18 protein-coding genes are annotated in these 22,164 nt (G+C 38.0%); 8 read left to right on the top strand and 10 right to left on the bottom strand.

Annotated elements, in window-relative coordinates; all coding sequences use genetic code 11:
• Positions 1-238 precede the first annotated feature (238 nt).
• A complete protein-coding gene (locus QUE35_RS08355; protein ID WP_286260589.1) occupies positions 239-1,975 on the top strand; it encodes a DNA methyltransferase in 1,737 nt (578 codons plus the stop codon).
• Here QUE35_RS08355 and QUE35_RS08360 read toward each other — a convergent pair.
• From QUE35_RS08360 to QUE35_RS08385, 6 genes are all read right to left on the bottom strand, one after another.
• Positions 1,956-2,618 (bottom strand): hypothetical protein, encoded by a 663-nt coding sequence (locus tag QUE35_RS08360; protein ID WP_022599891.1) that lies wholly within the window; start codon positions 2,616-2,618, stop codon positions 1,956-1,958. The two genes, QUE35_RS08355 and QUE35_RS08360, sit on opposite strands and share 20 nt — an antisense overlap.
• 70 nt (positions 2,619-2,688) lie before the next feature.
• Positions 2,689-2,895, bottom strand: a complete 207-nt coding sequence (locus QUE35_RS08365) for a helix-turn-helix domain-containing protein (protein ID WP_022389662.1) — start codon at positions 2,893-2,895, stop codon at positions 2,689-2,691.
• 359 nt (positions 2,896-3,254) lie between these two features.
• Positions 3,255-3,476, bottom strand: a complete 222-nt coding sequence (locus QUE35_RS08370; RefSeq protein WP_009318182.1) for a DUF2795 domain-containing protein — start codon at positions 3,474-3,476, stop codon at positions 3,255-3,257.
• 58 nt (positions 3,477-3,534) lie between these two features.
• Positions 3,535-4,101, bottom strand: a complete 567-nt coding sequence (locus QUE35_RS08375; RefSeq protein WP_009318183.1) for a cob(I)yrinic acid a,c-diamide adenosyltransferase — start codon at positions 4,099-4,101, stop codon at positions 3,535-3,537.
• Positions 4,102-4,204: 103 nt separating this feature from the next.
• The gene (locus QUE35_RS08380; protein WP_022599892.1) at positions 4,205-5,332 is read right to left on the bottom strand and encodes an aldose epimerase family protein; all 1,128 of its coding nucleotides are present in this window, start codon (positions 5,330-5,332) and stop codon (positions 4,205-4,207) included.
• A 140-nt stretch (positions 5,333-5,472) separates the two neighbouring features.
• Positions 5,473-6,201 (bottom strand): O-methyltransferase, encoded by a 729-nt coding sequence (locus QUE35_RS08385; protein WP_022599893.1) that lies wholly within the window; start codon positions 6,199-6,201, stop codon positions 5,473-5,475.
• 156 nt (positions 6,202-6,357) lie between these two features.
• On the opposite strand from QUE35_RS08385, the gene QUE35_RS08390 reads away from it, so the two are divergent.
• Both QUE35_RS08390 and QUE35_RS08395 read left to right on the top strand, forming a co-directional pair.
• On the top strand, positions 6,358-6,927 hold the full coding sequence (locus tag QUE35_RS08390) for an NUDIX hydrolase (RefSeq protein WP_022599894.1): 570 nt from the start codon (positions 6,358-6,360) through the stop codon (positions 6,925-6,927).
• A 6-nt stretch (positions 6,928-6,933) separates the two neighbouring features.
• Positions 6,934-7,458, top strand: a complete 525-nt coding sequence (locus QUE35_RS08395; RefSeq protein ID WP_022599895.1) for a DUF6125 family protein — start codon at positions 6,934-6,936, stop codon at positions 7,456-7,458.
• A gap of 266 nt (positions 7,459-7,724) precedes the next feature.
• Here the strand turns inward: QUE35_RS08395 and lacZ are convergent, their stop codons facing one another.
• Positions 7,725-10,943 carry a beta-galactosidase, LacZ type gene (gene lacZ / locus QUE35_RS08400; RefSeq protein ID WP_022599897.1) on the bottom strand — a complete coding sequence of 1,073 codons (3,219 nt, stop codon included), beginning with the start codon at positions 10,941-10,943 and terminating at the stop codon, positions 7,725-7,727.
• 294 nt (positions 10,944-11,237) lie between these two features.
• Here lacZ and QUE35_RS08405 point away from each other — a divergent pair, with 294 nt between their 5' ends.
• On the top strand, positions 11,238-12,302 hold the full coding sequence (locus tag QUE35_RS08405) for a winged helix DNA-binding domain-containing protein (protein ID WP_009318189.1): 1,065 nt from the start codon (positions 11,238-11,240) through the stop codon (positions 12,300-12,302).
• Positions 12,303-12,311: 9 nt separating this feature from the next.
• On the opposite strand, the gene QUE35_RS08410 is transcribed toward QUE35_RS08405, so the two are convergent.
• Genes QUE35_RS08410 through QUE35_RS08420 form a run of 3 tightly spaced genes read right to left on the bottom strand, consistent with a single transcriptional unit; the run spans position 12,312 to position 17,958 of the window.
• Entirely contained in the window at positions 12,312-13,832 is a 1,521-nt protein-coding gene (locus tag QUE35_RS08410) for a DUF6850 family outer membrane beta-barrel protein (protein WP_022599899.1), read from the bottom strand.
• 17 nt (positions 13,833-13,849) lie between these two features.
• Positions 13,850-15,130, bottom strand: coding sequence for a DUF4876 domain-containing protein (locus tag QUE35_RS08415; protein WP_022599901.1), 1,281 nt, complete (start codon positions 15,128-15,130; stop codon positions 13,850-13,852).
• A 23-nt stretch (positions 15,131-15,153) separates the two neighbouring features.
• Positions 15,154-17,958: a TonB-dependent receptor gene (locus tag QUE35_RS08420; protein WP_022599903.1), complete on the bottom strand. Its 2,805-nt coding sequence runs from the start codon at positions 17,956-17,958 to the stop codon at positions 15,154-15,156.
• A 172-nt stretch (positions 17,959-18,130) separates the two neighbouring features.
• Here QUE35_RS08420 and QUE35_RS08425 point away from each other — a divergent pair, with 172 nt between their 5' ends.
• From QUE35_RS08425 to QUE35_RS08440, 4 genes are all read left to right on the top strand, one after another.
• Positions 18,131-19,924 carry a DUF6383 domain-containing protein gene (locus QUE35_RS08425; RefSeq protein WP_022599905.1) on the top strand — a complete coding sequence of 598 codons (1,794 nt, stop codon included), beginning with the start codon at positions 18,131-18,133 and terminating at the stop codon, positions 19,922-19,924.
• A gap of 67 nt (positions 19,925-19,991) precedes the next feature.
• Positions 19,992-20,579, top strand: coding sequence for a hypothetical protein (locus QUE35_RS08430; RefSeq protein ID WP_031258136.1), 588 nt, complete (start codon positions 19,992-19,994; stop codon positions 20,577-20,579).
• A gap of 5 nt (positions 20,580-20,584) precedes the next feature.
• Positions 20,585-21,469, top strand: a complete 885-nt coding sequence (locus QUE35_RS08435; RefSeq protein ID WP_022599909.1) for an ABC transporter ATP-binding protein — start codon at positions 20,585-20,587, stop codon at positions 21,467-21,469.
• 22 nt (positions 21,470-21,491) lie between these two features.
• On the top strand, positions 21,492-22,163 hold the full coding sequence (locus tag QUE35_RS08440) for a hypothetical protein (RefSeq protein ID WP_009318196.1): 672 nt from the start codon (positions 21,492-21,494) through the stop codon (positions 22,161-22,163).
• Position 22,164: the final 1 nt, after the last annotated feature.

Genomic DNA, 22,164 nt, shown 5'->3' on the forward strand with positions numbered 1-22,164 from the left:
TTTGACAAGTCTGTTATTTACTGATAAAGCAGGCATATAAATAAGCATGAATTATTATATTTCAAATGATCAGTTATATTTATTCATAGATAGAAAGGATTAAAAAATCAACTAAAAAAGAATAAGGAAGAGATAAAATATCCGCACCTCTGAATATAGGATGTGCAGACGTTTATAGAAAATCTACATAAATACCCCAAAGTAATAATTAAATTGCAGATAAACAAATACAATTATAATGGCGTCAGACTTTGCAAAAGCAAACTTAACAGTAATTTCAGATACTCAACTCAAAAATCTAACTGATTCGTATGATGCAATTATTCTAAATACTTCATTCGAAGTCAATGATATAGGTAAAACGTCAAATGAAGCACAAATATTAGAATTTGTTAATCAGACTATAAAGACCATCGATATAGCAAAGAATTTATTAAAAGACGGCGGATTATTGTTCGTGTATGGTTTGACTAACTATCTGGCATATTTTGGCGAATACTTAGACAAACTTAATAATCAAGAGAAAGTCGATTACCACTATCTTTTTAAATATTGGATTGCTTGTGAGTTTGGCGCTAGTGCTACTGAAAACAGTATTCCGACATCCCATATCGGTCTTTTAATGTATCTTAAATCAAAGAGCAAAAAAAGTGTTACTCCGTTCAATTTAAATACCAAATTTGTAAGAATACCATATAAAAATTGCATTCATTGCGGTCAGAACACAAAAGATTGGGGAGGGAAAAAGCATTTGCTCAATCCTTTGGGTACAGCAATCTCCGACGTATGGCATTTTATTGAATTTCCTGTTAAAGACGCAAACAAATTACCAAAACCGGTAATAGATAGAATATTATTACTTTTATCAGAAGGAAATGAAGTCCTGGCGGTAGAACAGACCGCTGAATCATTAAACTTACCCAAACAAGAAGAAAACATCTCTATTTTTGAACCGCAAAAGCAGATAGATCATTTGGATACTGTCGTACACTCCGACTGTATAGCATATCTTAAAAAATTGAAAGAAAAATATCCGCAGGGTAGCTTTGATTTAGCTTTTGCCGATCCACCATATAATTTGGCCAAAAATTACTCTACATATAAAGATGATAAAGAAGATCAAAAATACATCAATTGGTGTAATGAATGGCTTGGAGGAATGTGCGATAATCTTAAGCCCGGAGGTTCTTTACTGGTCTTAAATATCCCGAAATGGGCAATTCATCATTTCACTTTTTTGAATAAGAGACTACTTTTCAAAAATTGGATTGTTTGGGACGCATTGTCAACTCCAGCAGGCAAATTATTGCCTGCTCATTACTCATTATTATACTTTGTTAAAGAAGGCGGTATACCCACTGTCAATATAGACAAACTTCAATATATAGACAGTCGAGATTATTGCTTGAGAGCAAAATGTGTAAAGGAAAGAAAAGATAGCGGAGATGATAAAAAAGAACTGCTTTCAGATATTTGGCAAGATGTATATAGGATAAAACATAAAAAAGACCGGGATCATCATCCTTGTCAGCTTCCTACAAAATTAATGGAAAGAATAATAGAGTTGTTTACAAATGAAGGAGATGTGATCTTTGACCCTTTTGGAGGTGCCGGAACATCCGCTATCGCAGCTAAGCTCTTAGGTAGGCATTATGTTATTACCGAGTTAGACAAGAATTATGTTGAAATTGCAAAGAAAAATATCTCAAAGGTAGTACCAGATCTAATGGGTAACTTGTATTATCAAAGAGAATCTGTTTCAAATGCTCCGAAGCCGACAAACTTAGCAAAGAACCAATTTGAAAAAAAATACATTAATCTTTGTATAAAAAAAGAGAAAGTGCTAAATTCTGAAGACCTTAAGAATGAGCATTCCGAACTATTCACACTTCTCTCTGATTATTCAGGTGATTTTAACAAATTACAAACGTTTGTTAAAAGGCAGATGGAATATCTTAATCAAAAAGAGCTTTAAACTCTTTTTTCTGTTCATCTGTCAGTTTAGGAACAAGTGTACTTTTAATGTTTTCTTTCCAGCGATAAATTAATGAAATATCAATGCCTTTATGAAAATCGTCGTCAGTTTTCCAGTAAACAATTTCATTATCAAAGTCCGACCAAGTTTTCGGTCTAACTTTTCCATCATAAGGGCGATACTTAATGCCCTTACAGTCAGGTCTCATACCAACAACTTCTCTAAACTTCAGGAAATAAGCTTTTAGGAACTTTCCATTATCTTCGCTGTCATATTTAATTATTAATTCCCACTCATAAACATATTTATTGATCCTCTCTTTGTATATCGTATCTAATCGCGCCATATCAAACCATGGATCTTTACTCGCTTCATTACACTTAACATCTATAGCATACAAATCTCCATTAGGAGCTGTAATTTTTATATCAGGATACGTACTCTTACCTTTAGGTATATAGAACTCACAGTTAGGAAGTAAAGGTTTTAGAATATCAACAACGACTTCGGCAGCCTCGTCTTGAAGAGCTTTCCAGGCAGTTATATAGTCTTCAGTACCTGATGTTAAATGCGATAATTTTTCAGAAACAGCATTTCTGATTGTTTCTGAATTATTGTCGATAATACTTTTGATGTCAGTCATAATGCGATTTTAAAGTTTTATGATGTATAATAAAGTCACGAATATCAACGTGAAGAGTATTTGATAATGGTTAGAACAACTCCGGTATGCTAATTTTTAACGCCTTTGCAATTTTTTCAATATTCACAAGAGTCACGTTTTTTTCTGCTCTTTCTATCATGCCAATATATGTACGATGCAATCCTGCTTCCTCAGCCAACTGCTCTTGAGACAATTTCAATTCTTTACGCCTCATCTGCACCTTGCGCCCAAACGAAACTAAAATTTCGTGTTTCATGTTGATAGATTTTAACTCACTAATTATAGTATACAAATTTATAAGAATACAGCCAAGATTTCAACATATTATAATTAGCATTAATATTAGAAACAGTTTAAATTTTACACAAACATTCTTTGAAAATCTTTTAGGGATGCCTTTTCGATTCTGATAAAAAATGCAACGGAGCTCATGACATAGAGAAATGAAGAGACAAACAAAACAAAAAATTAAAAAGTTTGAACATATAACTTTATCAGAAAATTTAAACAGACTCTAAATCAAGAAAACTCATAATGACTACAAAACAAGAAAGCAGCCCATAACAGGCTGCCTCACATATTATAATTCCTACTTTAATTATGCATCAAAAGAGATCAATACTCCTCCTCATTGAAGAAGAAATCTTCTTTACTAGGATAGTCGGGCCAAATATCTTCTATACACTCATATATCTCACCTTCATCTTCCATTTCTTGTAAATTTTCGATTACCTCAAGAGGGGCTCCCGAACGCATTGCATAATCAATCAACTCATCTTTAGTTGCAGGCCAAGGCGCATCTTCCAATTTAGATGCTAATTCTAACGTCCAGTACATAATTATATGCTTTTAATGTTTTCCTTCCAAATTTTCCGCAAAAATAGAATAAAATTTCTCATTCGCAACTATTATTCCAATAAATTTCTTCTATGCCTTCTTCTACATTCATAAAGCGCGATAAGACAAACAGATAATCCGACAATCGATTTATAAAACGAAGAATAAGTTCATCTACTTCATATTGTCCGGCAACTTCACAAATACGTCTTTCCGCCCGGCGACAAACCGTCCGGCAAATATGAGCTTTAACCGCAGCCGGAACTCCTCCGGGCAAAACAAATCGATTGAGCGGCGGCAATACACGGTCAATTTCATCGATACGCCGTTCTATACGCTCTACATCCGTAGCTTTCATTCGGCTTGCTTCGCGCAATTCGGTAAATGCGGTATCAGTTGCCAGATAAGAACCTACGACAAACAGCTTATTTTGGATAAACTGCAATAGTTCTGTATCTGAAGATGAAACGGGCAAAGTCGCTATCAACATACCCAAGTATGAATTCAACTCATCAACTGTTCCATAAGCCTCTAAACGCACATCATATTTCGAAACACGCTTTCCTCCTACCAAAGAAGTTTGCCCCCGGTCTCCTGTCCTCGTATAAATTTTACTTTTCTCCATAATTCATCAATTATATCGATATAATAAACAAATCAGCACCGCTCGGTTCTACCGAAGCAGTGCTAATTTAATCAAATTATATGATTTTCACACAATCATCCGATCATTTTATCCGGAACTTATAAACACATGTCTGCTGATAAGTTTCTCCGGGTTTAAGAATCGTATTCGGGAAATCCGGATGATTAGGAGAATCCGGGAAATGCTGTGTCTCCAAAGCAATACCACAACGGTAATCATACGGCTGTCCGGATTTTCCGGTAGCTGCCCCATCAAAGAAATTTCCGCTATAAAATTGTAATCCGGGCTCTGTGGTCCAAACTTCAAGCTGACGCCCTGTTCCCGGTTCGAAAACAGTTGCTGCCCATTCCAAATTCTTATCAGTATGACGATCTAACACCCAGTTATGATCATATCCCTGACCATTTCGCAATTGAGGGTCATCCATATCTATACGGCTGCCGATTTGACGTGGTTTCTGAAAGTCAAAAGGAGTTCCGAGAGTTTCCTTTAATTCACCTGTGGGAATCAAAAGACTATCCACCGGAGTAAAATGAGAAGCCCGTATAGTCAACTCATGGGCTAATATATCCCCATTCCCCTCACCCTTAAGATTAAAGAAAGTATGGTTCGTCAAATTAACCGGTGTAGCTTTATCTGTGGTAGCAGTATAATTAATCTCAAAATCATCATTGTCCGTAAGCTCATAAGTCATTTTGACATTCAAATTACCCGGGAAATTCTCTTCTCCATCCGGAGATAAATAAGAGAAACATATCTTATTCGGCATCACGCTATCTACATTCCAAACCACCCGGTCAAAACTTTTAAGACCACCATGCAAACATTGTCCATTATTATAAGCAGCCAACTGATATTCCTTGCCATCTAAAGTAAATTTACCGTTTGCAATGCGATTCCCGTACCTGCCGATAGCCGCACCGAGAAAACGTTCGCCCGGATTATTGACATAACTATGAATATCCTTATATCCGAGAACTACATCAGACATCTTTCCTGCCCGGTCAGGAGCCCATAAAGAGACCACCCGAGCTCCGTAATTCGTCACTTGCATAGCCATTCCTTTGGCATTTTTCAACGTATAAAGCGCGACTTTTTTACCATCTATAATGGTATCAAATTGCGAATCAGGCAACAAGGTCACTTTCGGACCGGAGTTGCACCCCACTAATAAAGGAAGTAGGAAACATAAAGATAATAACCGTTTCATTTGCGTATGTGATTAGTGATTAACAAATTCAACAAATCGAAAAAGAGATACCCTCTTCACTATGAAACAAAACAACAGGTACACCTTATTTCTAATTATTTTGCGAAAGCAAGATACAAATTTTTTTTGAAAAGCAATATTTAGAATGCAACAATATAATCTTGTTTATTTAATTTAGGATCACAAAATGCAATTCCCAAGTCAAACAGGTCCATTGTCACTCGAATTCTTTCGTCCGATATAAATCTGCGCCACGCATCTAAAGCTCTACTCTCCGAATGTATTCCTTCTATGAGGATAACGGTATTCTCTCCCAAACAGGGAAATAACCGATTATAAATCAATTCATATTCTTGTATATCAGATGGACGGTGAATGCAAATAAAATCGGGCGTGCCAAATTTCAAACATTCTAACAACCCTTCTGAAAAATAAGAGTTGAAAAAACGGATATTTTGCAAGTCAGAAGGTATGACATCTTTCGAGAAATTATAAATACGAGTATCTGGATCTGCGCAAAAAAGTTGAGACCGAGTATTCCCTAAATAAAGACACAAAGACGAAATACCCCAACAAGAACCATATTCAAATATTATATCCGGACGAAATCGGTTGACCATACGGAAAAGCAAGCGCCCATATTTTTCCGAAACAGGTTTGCGTCGTTGAAAATCGTCTTGAGTAAGCTGGTTACACACCCGGGTATGCCAAACTTCCTCGATCTGTTGATAGGCATAATAACTATAAGTTTCTTCTATTACTTTGGTTATTAAATTATAAGCAAACGGGGAGTGGACACCGAAACCTTTCCGATGTCTTATTTTACGAAAATTTTTAGTACAATATTGCTTTAAGATACGTTTCGACATATCGTAATCAAACTATTTTCTCAATACAGAACTTAATTTAAGGTCGAGCGCAAAGGTATTGTTTTTTATTTAAAGATGAAAAACAGCTCATAAAATTACTCGTAAACAAATCACATGATATATATTTGTTCCCCAAACTACTTTATTTACAAAGAAATGAAAGAAAAAGACAGCATGGAATGGAAAGTATTGAGCAGTCAGTACATATCTCAAGAACCATGGTTTACCGTACGTAAAGAAAAAGTGCAACTTCCTAACGGAAACACGATCGATTCATATTATGTTTTAGAATACCCTAATTGGGTTAACGTAATCGCAATTACCAAAGACGGGAAATTTATTTTCGAACGACAATATCGTCATGGATTGCGAAACACTTCATACGAACTGTGTGCCGGAGTTTGTGAAAAAGAAGATTCATCTCCGTTAATCTCCGCACAAAGGGAATTAATGGAAGAGACCGGTTATGGGAAAGGCGAGTGGGAAGAGTTTATGATCATATCTCCCAACCCGGGAACCCATACAAACTTAACCTATTGCTATCTTGCTACTAATGTAGAAAAAATATCCGAACCACATTTAGAAGCGACAGAAGATATACAAGTAAAACTCTTGACTATCGAAGAAGTAAAAGATCTATTGGAAAATAATAAAATAACTCAAGCCCAACATGCTGCTCCCTTATGGAAGTATATTGCATTATACGGGGAAAACAGACATTTTTAAATTTTTATGGATCAACTAGAACAGCTATCAAAGCAAGAGCTCATCGAGTTAGTACATATTTTTGCTAAAAACATGCTGGCATTAGATGGTGTATGGTTTCAATCCATAGAGACTAAGCTCGGCATGGATGAAGCCATAGAGCATGATCAAAATGCATGGAGGAAATATACTGTAATTGAAGCCAAACGTATTAAAACGTTTTTAAAATTACCGGAAAAACCGGGTATAAACGGCTTAAAAAAAGCGCTTGATTTTCATTTTAACGCTTTTCTGAACCAAACAGAAACCCGGATAACCGAAGATACACTTATTTACAAAGTTATTGACTGTCGTGTACAGACTGCCCGTACTCGTAAAGGAATGCCTTTGCATCCTTGCAAATCGGTAGGGATCATAGAATATTCTTATTTTGCAAAAGAGATCGATTCAAGATTCGATTGTGAAACGATAAGCTGCTTTCCCAATATTACCGACCCGACATGTGCCTGCTGTTGGAAATTCACATTACGAAACGAGACTAAAACAGACTGAAAAAGCCCGGAAATATAATTCTATCAAATATCTTAAGCAAACTCCTAAGTTATAATAACACAATACGATTAAACATAAAAAATAACTTTCTGACATTATAATAAAGTATTTTATCGATTTTTTACTTTGATAACCAATTGAAATACTTATCTTTGTAGCGGAAATACTAAAAGAGTGTTATTTTAGTATGTGTGTGTATTGTGAATGTAAAAGCAGGAACTGGCAATATTGCCGATTCCTGCTTTTCTCTTTTAAACATTCCTATATTAATACTGTTTTATAAAACTCCTCCTATCAGCTCTCGTATCATAAGGGACAAGTGTAAAGCCATAAGAAACCTTACCGGGATTCAACTTAATCTGATATTCATTACGAGGCTGAGCTCCCCACGAATTATCACCTCCGATACCCATCATTTTATAATCGATGAAAAGATCTACCAGTTGCTGAGACTTTGCATCGCACGTATGGCGTTGGGTCAAAACCGACGGACGTTGAGGAATATCATCCCTGAATTCCCCACTATCTAAACTTTCAAGGGTATAATTCGAAACATTCATCTCCAACTTATCGTCTGCAACAACCAACAAACCTTTTCCTTTTTTATCGGATAGCGAGAACCAAATAACATCGGTACGGTGACTATTTTCCTGCGGACGGATATACGGCTCAAACATATCTGCCACACGACAAGAATATTCCCCGACAAAACAACTTGTTTTTCTATCCTGATAATTTTCCCACGGACCTCGTCCATAATAAGTAAGGTCAGTAAAATCGACCGGCATTTGCATCCGTAAACCGATACGCGGTATTGCCGGGACATCTTTATTGTTCACAGTAAATGTATTATCTACATTTATTACCCCATCGGCAAAAACTCTATATGACACATTCCAATGAGAATTGATACGACGATAAGGATAACTACACGACACCATCACACCGTTTTCCGTTTTTTCTACCGCAAAATTTTTCGGTACAAGATTCTGGTATGTTGCATCTTTCCAAACCCTCAAACGATTAGGGGTATCCCATCCGTAGTCATTATCCAAAGGCGCTCTCCAAAATACAGGTCTCAGTCCGAAACCATTCAAGATATATTCAGTTCCTTTATATCGGTATGAAGTCATAAAGCCAGAACTCTTATCAAATACGACCTTAAAATCTTTTCCGGATAAAATTACAGAATTCTTATCTTCTTTGACACTGATCGATCCTTGCGGCAATTCGGCCCTTTCCTTTACATAAGTATTTATCGGCATCTGTTCTCTGGCAATTGCATAACCTACGGGCAGAAACGGTTCTGCATCTTTTATTCTGACTTCAAAAAGTATCCGATAATCGACCGAAGCCGGCTGTGCGGAAGGCAATTCTTCTACCTTAATTTGTTTAACCTGCTGAGGAGCAAGACTAAGAGATATATTCCCACTTTTAATAGCCTTACCATCCGCTGTTATCGTATATACGATATCATATTTACTTAAATCGGTAAAGAAAAAACCGTTCTTTATATTTACAGTTCCCTGTATCGGATCGAAATCGGTAAATTTTATATTTTGATAAACTTTTCCCATCTCGATCGTATGAGGTTTAACTTTACGATCGGGATAAACCAGACCGTTAATACAAAAGTCTCCATCCGTAGGCGTACCTTCCTCTCCGAAATCTCCTCCGTAGGCCCAATAAGACTCTCCTTTTGCATTCTTAGCGATCAATCCTTGGTCTACCCAATCCCAAATACATCCGCCTTGCAGTAAATCATATTTTTCGATCGTATCCCAATAATCTTGGAAATTTCCGAGACTGTTTCCCATAGCATGAGCATACTCGCATAATATCAACGGACGATCGGAATTTTTATTCGTAGCATAGTTTCTGATTCCTTCTATGGAACTATACATCGGACAGAAAATATCGGTATTCCACTCCATTCCGGCCCGTTCATACTGTATCGGGCGGGAAGGATCGGTTTCACGAATCCAACGATAAGTATCATAAAAACAAACTCCATTTCCCGATTCATTTCCTAAAGACCAAATAATGACTGACGGGTGGTTTTTATCCCTTTCAACCATACTCCGAGTACGATCCATATGAGCATCTACCCAATCCGGATTATTCGCCAAAGAATGTCCTTTTTGTATATTATATCCCATTCCATGCGATTCTATATTCGCCTCATCAATTACATATAAACCATATTCATCACACAATTGATAAAAACGTTCTGGCTGCGGATAATGACTGGTGCGGACAGTATTCACATTATATTTTTTAAAAAGTTCGAAATCTTTTTGCATCAGTTCTTCTGGAACATAATGCCCCGTATATCCATTATGTTCATGAATATTTACCCCTTTCACAAGTATAGGCTGTCCGTTCACCAATAATTGTTTATCCTTTATCTCAACAGTACGGAAACCTATACGGTTGGCTATCGATTCAGAAATTTTTCCATTCCCGTCTTTAATAGTTATCTGTAAAGTATAAAGGTTTGGAGTTTCGGCAGTCCATGCAGCAACATTCGGAAGAATTGTTTTAAAATTCATGGTAGACAGACCTTCTGAAACAGAACGTTTTTCTTCTCCGTCAGCAACAATTTTACCCTGTTTATCGAGAACCTTATACATTACAGTATATGATTGCACCGTGCCCGAAGTATTATTCAGCGTTATATCCAAATCAAGCATGCCATTTTTAAAAGAGTCGTCTAAAGGAGTGCGTGCAAAAAAATCGGCCAACCGCACTTTCGGCTGGGCATAAACATACACATCTCTCTCAAATCCGGTTAAACGCCAAAAATCCTGACATTCCAAATAATTTCCGTCCGAAAAACGATGTATCTGTACCGCTAACGTATTTTTACCGGGTTTAGCATACTTTGTAATATTAAAACGCGCCGGAGCTTTTGCGGCTTTTGACATTCCGACAAATTTCCCGTTCAGATAGAAGTAAGCCGCACCTTTTACACCATCGGCACTTAAAAAAATATCTTTCCCATTCCAATCGGGAAGATCAAAATCTCGACGATAAGTTCCGGTCGGATTCCACTCTTTAGGGACATAAGGGGGCATAGGATGTTGCAAATACTTACTATATCCCGCAGAGACAAATTCATAAGGGACATTCGTATAAATAGGGTCTCCGAAACCTTGCATTTCCCAATTTCCGGGAACCTGAATATCTTTCCATTTGCTGACATCGTAAGAAGGATACATGAAATCTACCGGACGGTCATTGAATTGTTCGACATAATTGAACTTCCATTTTCCGTTAAGTAGCAAATAATCTGCCCCTGATGTCGGGTTTCCTGCCAATGCACTATCTTCATCTTTATATGAAATAAAACTGGCCCGGGCAGGTTCTTTGTTTATACTCACAACTTTCGGGTCGGTTATTTCGGCATACCGGTCAGAATTCTGGGCAAAAGCACCGCCCACCATAACCAAAAATAATGATGCAAAAACGGATGTTTTTTTCATGGGTATATTATATTTTATAATTTATCCTCTTTAATATTTGGACAATTTCCCGAAACGAGAATAGACAGCAACATTTTTCATTTAACAAAAAATAACCATATAAGGTCCTTCCGCAAATTTAGACAAATAATACTAAAATCAAACGATGAATAATCCGACGAGTGTATTTTTTACATTTTTTATATACTCTTCTCTTTCCCGCTTATTTTTAACGAAACGGTATTATTTATTAATATAGTACACACCGATTTTATTTCTTATTTTTTTAATTATTTTTACGGTAAAAAAAAGTATATGCTCATAAATATCCGTTTATATAGCCAGCAATTAACAGAACCGACATTCGATACCCCTAAAGAAATCGTATCATGGATGGGAGCTATTCAAGCACAAAACTACAATATGGCGAAATGGGCAATCGGTATCCGGCTCAAGCACGTCACAGATAACATCATAGAAAAAGCCTTCCAACAGGGAGAAATATTACGAATGCACATATTGCGTCCTACATGGCACTTTATTATTGCAGAAGATATACATTGGATGCTGAAGCTCTCGGCGCAGCGAATAAGATCTGCCAATGAGTCCTTCGGGAAAAATCTAGAAATAACAGAAAAGCTATACACAAAATGCAACCGGTTAATCGAAAAACACTTAACAGGAAATAACCACCTCACCAAACAAGAAATCGGAGACATTTTGAAGAAAGAAAATATAAAAACCGATATACCTCGGTTAAATAGATTTCTTATCCGGGCAGAGACAGAAAAAATCATTTGTAGCGGAATAAATAAAGGGAACAAACAAACTTATGCTCTACTCAACGAACGTGTTTCTCCTGCCAAGGAAATAACGAAAGACGAAGCTCTTGCCAAGCTGGCAAACAAATATTTTCAAAGTCATTCTCCCGCCACATTAGAAGATTTTACATGGTGGTCAGGATTATCTGTTACGGAGGCCCGACAAGCTATTGATTACATCAACTCTTCCCTGCTAAAAGAGCAACTCGACAATCAAAAAGAAATATTCATCCATGAATCATATTCAAACAAAAATTTACCTCAAAAAAACATTCTCCATTTTTTACCCTCATTCGATGAATATTTGATCAGTTATAAAGACCGAAGCGAGGTCTTAAACGAAAAATACCGGGCAATGGCATTTAACAATTACGGTACATTTTACCCCGTTATTTTATATAATGGAAAAATTTCGGGTAACTGGAAACTTCTTCGAAATAAATCAGGAATAACTATAAAAACATCTTTTTTTGAAAAAACGACTTCTATTAATCAACATCTTATCGAAAATGCAGAAAAACGATATAAACAATTTATCGATTCTTTTTCTACCACCTAAAAGCCTATATTAAAAAGATATTCCTATCGCCCCTGATATATAGTCAGACTTGACTTTGCTCATGTAGCAACCATGCTTCCAAGCAGCTTTAATCTGTAACAGATAGTTCTTCAAAATCCGATGCGAGAACTGTATGCCAATATCAGAAAATATGCTGTTCGATGAAATAAAACGGTAATTATGATAAAGCATATTCAAAACTCCGGAATCTGTTATTTCCGTTTCCGACAAGGCAATATCCGTGTTAAAAGCACGAGAATAGCCAACTCCGGCATCTATCTGCAAAAAACAATTTTCCCATGTCTTATATCCTCGAACAGAAACGTTTCCGGACAAACGATTTTCCTCAAGTGAACGAGACGGATAAATATATGATGTTTTATTGCGCTTATAGGTAACTTCAGGCGACAAAGACAATTTATAACCTTTCGCAATTTCCGCCTCATACATACCGACAATACCGGAGTAGAATATATTGTTATGATACTGTTCTACCTCGCCTATTTTCGGATAAATTTCATTCGCTGCATCACCGAACAGATTTTCAATTCCATTTCTACAAGAAACATTACCATACCCTTTTACCCCCCATACCCTGTATGTCGTGGCATTACGGTAACCTATTTCAATTTTTCCGGAATGTTCATATATCAAAGCCATCGGTAATTCATTCAAAGATGAAATTATTTTCTCACAAGAATAATAACGATAGGAGAACGTCCCGGAAAATCCGCTTTGTTCATGAGAAGAGATTCCTATATTTCCGCCAAAAGATTTTCCTTTATAATACGCACTGTTATTATTCCCCGAGAAACGGGCATAGTCCATTCCCATTCCGGTAAAATGATAAACTTTCGACTGACCTAATTCGCTATAAAATTTTATTTCATTAGATTGTTTATATTTTGTTGCAAAAGCAGATATCCCGATGCCATAATGAGTTTTTGTCCGCAACGAGATGCCTAACGAAGCATTCAACTCTCCAACAACATTTTTAGGACGAGGGTCGATATTCCTAAACTCCACGGCAGCCCGATAATCCAACGTTCCGCCCCAAGTGACACGACCATATTCCCGTGCATATCCTCCGGCAAAATAATATTCCTCGCATCTTAAATCTCCGCCGACCGAATCTCCCAAAACATAAGGATACACCCAATCATAATCGGATGTCTCGTTCCAAACGACATCTCGTTTCACGCCGTTTCTATAATAAGCCTGCCCCCATAATTTTCTATTTTTCAGAGAAATATACGAATCCACATCAAACGATCCGCAGATCAAACCGTCTCCTTTTTGCAGAAATATCGGTTGATCTTCATCCGAATATTCCACGATTGCATTTACCTCGGTAAGAGTTAAGGCATGCTGATAATATTTTTCTGCAGGATTACGATAAAGCAAATCGAAAAAAGTCTCTCCGAAAGAATTATTCCGCAAATTTCGCTGCATGACAGAAAGCGTATCCCCGGCATACAAGAAAGCCGGACACAATAAAAACAACATAACGACAGCATATCCTTTTTTCATCTCACTTTCAATTTATGTTACTCAGTCTTAGGCGTTACACCGTCATAAGTAATATTCACAGCCGGAGTACCATTGGCATCCGTGGCCGTATGTTGTTCTTCGATCAAAGAAGGTACGCACTCGGTATTGAAATCGTCAGAAGAGTTATTCGTGTCTTTCAACACCTTTCTACCGTCACGAGTAATATATAACAACTTCCGACGTACGCTTTTAAAATAACGAGTTTTATCTCCATCGATCGTTCCGCAATGAGTCCAACCCGAATCCAAAGACGGATCAGTAACATTCCATACATAACGAGACTCGACACTTGTATTCACAGCATCTATAATCCACTCATTAGGAACTTTATAGGCTGTTTGTTCCATAGGGAAAGTCCCGGCAGGCAATACCATGACATACTTATAAGTATAAAGATAATCCTTTAAAAAGTCTTCTTTCTTTTCCGGAATACGAGCTAAAGCAAAAGCCCTGAACCCCCGATTATGTAGAATCCAGAAACTAAGTGTATAACAATAGTACTTATCCAAATTCGGAACTGTCGGGCTGTCGATATCCATATGCGCAGGAACAGAAGATTCATCATACCATTCGAAGTCAGCACGACTCAAGTCAAATGAATTCGGATTGGCAACCCGATGATCCATACCGGTATCACAAATTATCAAAGACTCCCCCGGCTGTACAGGATGGTCTGTCCCATTCCCGGGTATCGTATAAATGGCATGTACCGTCATTGCCTCTTTCATAATATCCGGAGTATAGTCATATTTGGCAACCGTTGTAAACTTAGATTCCATAAAAGACACACCGTCAGCATACAGGACATGATCGGTATTGTTATAGATTTTGACATATTGATCGCCATTATACTGTTTTCCAGAAGGTTGCAACGTGCCGGTAAAAAAAATTTCTTCAATAATGAAGTCGTTTTTATCTTCTAACAAATAAGACTCTAACGTAACCTTCACATCTGTCCCGAGTACTTTTAAAGAAGCCTGATAACCCCTTAATTTTCCTTCTGTCATTTCCCCATTTTTCAAATAAGTGACACTTGCTTCATAACTACAGTCATACAATCCCTCAGGTAGCGAAAACTGTTTAGAATTAGAATACTCGGTTTCCATTCCGGAAGATATATTCTTGAATTTCACTGCCTCATACTGCACAGACAGTTCTTCTAAATCGGATGGATACTCAATCAATATATCCACCGTTGTATGCGGAATATCGCTTTTCTCCTCACAACTGACAAAAAGAATTAAAAAAATAACCAGAAAGAATAACTTGGATCTCATTGTTCTTATTATAATTTGATATATTACAAACTAAAATTCAATTCCATACCGAAATAAGGATTTACATTTCTTCTTATCTGCAATCCGTTAGAGGTATAATCCGGAAGATAATCCAAAATACGGTTAGCGAATAAAGCAAGCTTCAGATATTTACCGATCTGTTTCGTCGCTTTAAAATTGACATACATAGCCATCGGAACAGTTTGTTTCTTAAACGAATCGGCATTATACGTCTTCACCAAAAACTGCAACTTCATATCTTCTGCAGACTCCTGCGTATAAGGATGTAAAAGTCCGTCATTCACATCAAGATAACTTACCGGCACCCCGTTCTGATACATTCTTTGCGTAGAGACAAACCACATGCACTGTACCGATGTCGAGAAAATAAGTCCCCATTCCGGGACTTGCGTATCCAACATAAAATTGGTATTGAATTGTTGATTTATCCTCCCGCTATTCCAATCATACAATCCGACATATTCTTCTTGAATCGGACGGTTATCCACCACTTCCGAAACCGTTTCAAACATAGGTTGACTATTCGTATAAGTAGATTTGAACCAGGCCCCGTTAATAATCACGGATGTTCTCAACGGCCTGATACGTTGAGATGTAAATTGAAATTCCACCCCTTCTTTTTCTAACCGACTGCCATTCGCCGCTTGCGTATATCCATCCAGTTTCCGGGTATCTGTATAAGAAATATCCTCCAATGCGGGAGGGCCTTGTAAAGATCCTGCATCAATAGAAGATGCATCATATTTACGATACTCAAAAGGCATATAATAAGAAGAGTAACGAAATCCGGATGTCAATCTTTCTCTAAAATATGTCACAGACAGGCGATTACCGTTATAAGATATATCACTTCTTACTTCCCATTTCCGATTCCTCGAAGGTTTTAACCGGTAATTCGTGATATCCTTGATATAAGTACGTACATTAATTCGACTATATTCCAACGGTTTATTAACATCATAATAGTTTAGCTGAATAATATCGTTATACCATTTGTTAGGGTACAAATAATCTATGGTCGGCATTTTTGTCGTCAGACCATATCCTCCTGATATATCTATATTCAAATCATGGTTACCCAACCGAATGCCCGGAAAACTCCATCGGGAATTGATACGCGGATCAAGATAAACTTTTCCTTGTAGCAAATAAGCTGGACTCATACCGACCAAAGAGATCGAACGGACACCGGCCAACGTCTCCCATTTATGTTTACCCATACGAGCAGTAATATTATCTTCCAGAAAAAAAGAGAGGTTTTGCAATGCAGGTATATCCTTATAAGCCCTCGGTCGTGTAGTCCATCCGCTTGTTACGATCGGGTGGCTTATATCATATACTTGTCCCCGACCTCTGTTCTTCGAATAGTTCCATTCCCCTCCGGCTTTCATACCATTTTTAACCTTACCTAAAAAAAATTCCAATTCTCCCTTTATTTTCAAAAACGCATTCAACGGTTTACCCTCACTTAAATAATCGGCAACATATTGTCCCAAAAGATAAGTTCCGTCATGTACCCCCTCTTCCATACTGGTCGGAGCTACCGTCGCACGTTGAGGAGACATCAGTTTCGTCCTCTTCAACCTGTCCGACTGAATACTTACAGAAGAGTTGAGCTCTATAGATTTTATCAAATCCACCTTAGGGAAAGTCCACGAAAAATTATTTGTAAAAGCCGTCCGGTTATACGTAGATTTATATTTATCTATTTTCTGATATGACAAGTCGGGATCAGTTTTTACATTATCGAACGAACCGGTATAATCGACACCGGAGTTCCATCCCATATTCCACATCTCTTTTTTAAGATTCCACGTCGAACGCACCGAAGCATTGATACGTTTATAATTCTCGAGATTATTTCGCGGATCTACTTTCGAATCGAGATATCCCCCGTCTATATTCAAAATCAGATCTTGTCCCGGAACGGCAAATCCCTTACCGACAGAAAAAAGCTTACTGTATTCATCTGCCTTAAAACGAGCGGTAAACGGAGTCGATTTCCTTATCCGCTTAATATTCACCAAACCGCTGGTAAGATTTCCATATTCCGCAGAAGGAATTCCACGAACGATCTCCACGCTTTCTATATCATCGGTAGATATGGAACGCATATCCACACCTTTATTCGTTATATTTCTTTTATACTCGGGAGAACTCGAGTCAGAGCCCGAAGGAATATACTGCATATTGGCATCACCGTTAATCGGAGCTCCATCGACAAGGAATAAAGTACCCAAAGAGGAGATAGAATAATCGGGATTGTCGCTTTTTCCTCCGGAAGCATTCAATGTACCCGTTTCACGCAACGTTATTGTATTAGCCACCCCCATGTTCGGAGTTTGGGAAATATTCCCCGGTAAGAGTTCTAATAAATCTGCAAAACTCGTAGGTTGCAAATGCGCCATTGCAGCTCTATCGATTTTCGACGAACTAACGATCCCCGGTGACTCGGCAGCAGTTATCACAACCTCTTTCAACTTATTAGACCGGGCAGTCATATTTATCTGTAAAAAAAGGTCGCTCTTCAGTTCGATCTTTTTCTGCCACGACACATATCCCAAATAAGACACCTGCAAAACATACTCCCCGGGCAAGACAGAAGAAAATTTAAAATTTCCGTTCTTGTCAGACAACACGGAAAATGTATTTTTCCCTTTTAATTGTATCGTAGCGAACTCAAGTAACTCCTTCGTGAGCGTATCTCTTACACAGCCACTGAAAATTACTTTATCCGGGACAGCCCGGACAAAAGGGAAATACAAAAACGTCACAAAAAAAATCAGAATTATTTTCTTCAAATTCATCCCCGGAGATACCTATATTAATGCGATGCGAAAATAGAGTGGATATTATCATCATACAATACCTACAAATACTGATTAATACTTTATAAAATACCTAAATCAAGTGATTTCACAATTTTTCTTCGGTACATATTTTTGCCGTGCAATAAAATATATCTAAAACTAAGTGATAATGAAAAAGATTTTACTATTTGTTTCGATTTTATGTGGGTTGACTGCCTATGCGAACGACATCGATTTTCAATGGGCAAAAACATTTGTTTCTCCTATGGGAACAAGTGCACATTCTCTTGCAAAAAGTGCAGACGATAAAGTCTTCTCATTTGCCGGTTTCGGGTCCTCCGGAGCTGCAGATTCTCTTTCTTATGGTGAAACTCTAATCGGACACGGAGCTCCCTACGACGGAAGCAGCTCCTCCGGAAACTCAAACATCGTATTCCAAAAATTAGAAAAAAACGGAGATCTTGTCTGGTCTGTATATAGCTGCTGGGGCGGAGCCTCTCTTTCTGACTGTGCTTACACCCCGACTGCCGACGGAGGAGCATTCCTTGCTCTGAAATTTTATCATACCAACTACGATGCTGCAAAAAACGGGAAATTATTGTCTTTGGTCGATGCATCGGGTAAAACGACAGATGTCATTTGGGAATATCCGGGATACTGGGTATATCAAGGAATTTTAGTAAAAATCAGTACGGAGGGAAACGTTGAATGGACTAAACTGATCAATGTAGATTATTCTCCTGTACCAGGAACGACATCGAGTACCTACAAAAACTATACTCCGCAAGGATTCTATTTCTATGGTGCAGCCGAAGACAATGAAGGAAATCTGTATATTGCCGGAAATTATCGGAAAGAAATGACTTTCGTTAAAAAGGGAGGAGAAAAAGTCATATTGACACCTCACAATACCGAAGGCTGGACCGGAGATCCCCAATCGAGTGTCGGAGACCTGTTTTTAGTAAAATTAGATGACGCAGGAAATTATCTGGGACATATAACTACTACCGGAACTGCTGCAAGAGAAAGCATCAACAATATCACGTATGCCGATGGAAAAATTTATTTCTTGGGTATGGTAAAAGGCGCATCGACAGAAGATTCTGAAATAAAATTAGGAAACACCACAATACAGCCGACAAAATTCGATGATATACTCGTAGGAGCTGTTAATACCGATATGACCGTCGCATGGGTAAAACATTTTCCCGCTTTCGGTGCGAGCAACGGAAAACATACTACCCAAAACAAAAAAATGGAATTGCAAAACGGGAATTTATATCTGATGGGACACGTTGTCGGAGGTTTCGGGACAGACAAAACCGAAGCGCTGATCAAAGGATCATCCACTATGCAGACTGGTTTCCTTATCAAATGCAGCGCAACTGACGGGACTTGGTTAGGCGGAGCTATCGGTGAGAACTCGATCGGAGGATATTATGGCGCATTCGAAGATGAAAACGGAAAAATCTACACATACGGTTATGCTTTAGGAAATGCTTATCTTATAACCTATAATACTTCTACATGGGAGATAGAGAATGAATATAGTTTGGTAAAAGGCGGATCAACTACCGCATGGGGATGCCTGTTCGACGAAGGACAACTTCTGACTCTCGCCCGCAGTAACGCAAAATCTGCTAACACTATTTTAGATGGTGCTTATACAATAGAAAGCCGAAAAGATGCCGGATCATGGATCACGATTCTTACTTCTTTCGAAATTCCGGAACTGGGACAAACTACCGGATTGATTTCTTCAGAAACAGCCAAAGAGCAAAGCGTCAAAGTGTACAGCGGAAAAAATCAGATATTTGTAGAAGCCGGAGAATCTTCTGAAATACAAATTCTGAATACTTACGGACAAATCGTGAAAAGCATGACCGTATCGACAGGTAAACATGCGATTTCGATGCCAAAAGGAATTTATATCGTGAACAAGACTAAAGTGGTTGTATATTAACTATTAAAAAGCATCCATGAACCTGTTAGCGCAGGAAATGGGTGCTTTTATTATAAAAAAAATTATTATGAATAAGACAATGACTTACATCGCTTCTTTATTATTATGCATAGGGAGCGTCAGTTGCGGAAACAACACAAAACAACAATCTCAGAATACGGCAGAAGAACAAGCAATCGTATCTACCGGAATGGAAGTCGATTCTCTTCTCGCAAACGCTGATTCGCTGGCTGAAAAAAATATAACGGTACAAGGTATTTGCACACACACTTGCAAACACGGTGCTAAAAAAATATTCTTGATGGGAAGTGACGATACGCAGACGATACGTATCGAAGCAGGTGAATTAGGACAATTCAGCCCCGATTGCGTAAACAGTATTGTCGAAGTAAACGGTATATTAAAAGAACAGCGGATCGATGAAAACTATTTGGTACAATGGGAAGAACAAACCAAAGCGAAAACCGAAGAGAAGCATGGAACAGGAGAAGCCGGATGCAGCACCGAGAAAAAAGCTCGGGGAGAAACCGGAAACACGACAGAAGAACGGATTGCAGACTTCAGAAAAAAAATAGCGGAACGCAAAGCGAAAACCGGAAAAGATTATCTCTCTTTTTATTTTGTAGAAGCAGAGTCTTATAAGATCTTAGAATAAGAATAATGGAAAACGTCATATCATGTAAAAACCTGACCCATTATTATGGGAAAAGGCTTATTTATAAAGATTTGAGTTTCAATGTCCCGAAGGGCCGCATTTTAGGGCTTTTAGGAAAAAACGGAACGGGAAAGACAACAACGATCAATATCTTGAACGGCTATTTGAAGCCTAAATCGGGAGAATGCCTTATCTTCGGGCGGGATGTACAAAACATGGAACCGTCATTACGTCGTAATATAGGCTTACTGATAGAAGGTCATATCCAATACTCGTTCATGAATATCCGGCAAATCGAGAAATTCTATGCCTCTTTTTATCCGAAATGGAAAAAAGAGGCTTTTTACGAACTGGTCGGAAAATTAAAAATCACCCCGACTCAACGCATCAGCCGCATGTCTTGCGGACAAAGATCTCAAATAGCTCTCGGACTTATTCTCGCCCAAGATCCCGAATTGTTGATTTTGGATGATTTTTCGTTAGGTCTTGATCCCGGTTACCGAAGGCTTTTTGTCGATTATTTGCGTGAATATGCCCGTGCAGAGCAAAAGACGGTTTTTCTCACTTCTCATATCATTCAGGATATGGAACGCCTTATCGACGATTGTATTATCATGGATTACGGACACATAATGATCCAACAACCGGTAAAAGAGCTTTTAGGCTCTGTAAAACGGTATGAGTTTACCGTACCCGACCGATATGAACCAAACGGATATTCAGGATTCTACTATCCTTCGAAAATACGAAATCATGTAGAAACCTTTTCTTTCTTTTCGGAAAAAGAGGCAGAAGAGAAACTCAAGTCTCTTGGAGTTCCCTTTTCCGGACTAAAAGCCGAATCAGTCAATCTGGAAGACGCATTTATCGGTCTCACCGGAAAATATTAATACATTAAAGACTCTTCTCAGAATGGAAAAAGCATTATGTTATAAAGAATGGATCAAAACCCGATACTATTACTTCTTGGCAATACTCGTGTCATGGGGTATGACCGGATACTGCATACTTAAAATCAACCGGGCAATAACGATGAAAGGCGCACCTCATCTATGGGAGGTAATGCTCGGGAAAGACGTAGTTTTTATCGACTTGTTGACTTATTTACCATTGTTGATCGGGATATTTTTGGCATGGGTACAATTTGTTCCTGAGATGCAGCAGAATCGGCTGAAACTAACATTGCATCTGCCGGTATCGCAATACAAGACAATCTCGATCATGTTATCTTTCGGAATCATCTTGCTGCTTATCGGATTTGCATCCGACTTTTTGCTGTTATGGCTTTATTTGCAGAAGTTCTTTGCAACAGAACTGACATCCAGAATATTGCTGACCGCGATTCCCTGGTTTACAGCCGGAATTACCGGATATCTATTAACCGCATGGATATGCCTCGAGCCCACATGGAAACGCAGAATACTCAATATTCTTATTTCCACAGCAATACTCCGCATCTTCTTTTTATCTTCTGTTCCCGAATCTTATAACTGTTTTTTACCTATACTCATTCTATTTACAATACTGACTCTATTCTTCAGCTTATTATCGGTATCACGATTCAGAGCAGGAAAACAGGATTAAT

Origin of the sequence: Coprobacter fastidiosus, assembly GCF_030296935.1 — a bacterium.
In the GTDB taxonomy this organism is placed as follows: domain Bacteria; phylum Bacteroidota; class Bacteroidia; order Bacteroidales; family Coprobacteraceae; genus Coprobacter; species Coprobacter fastidiosus.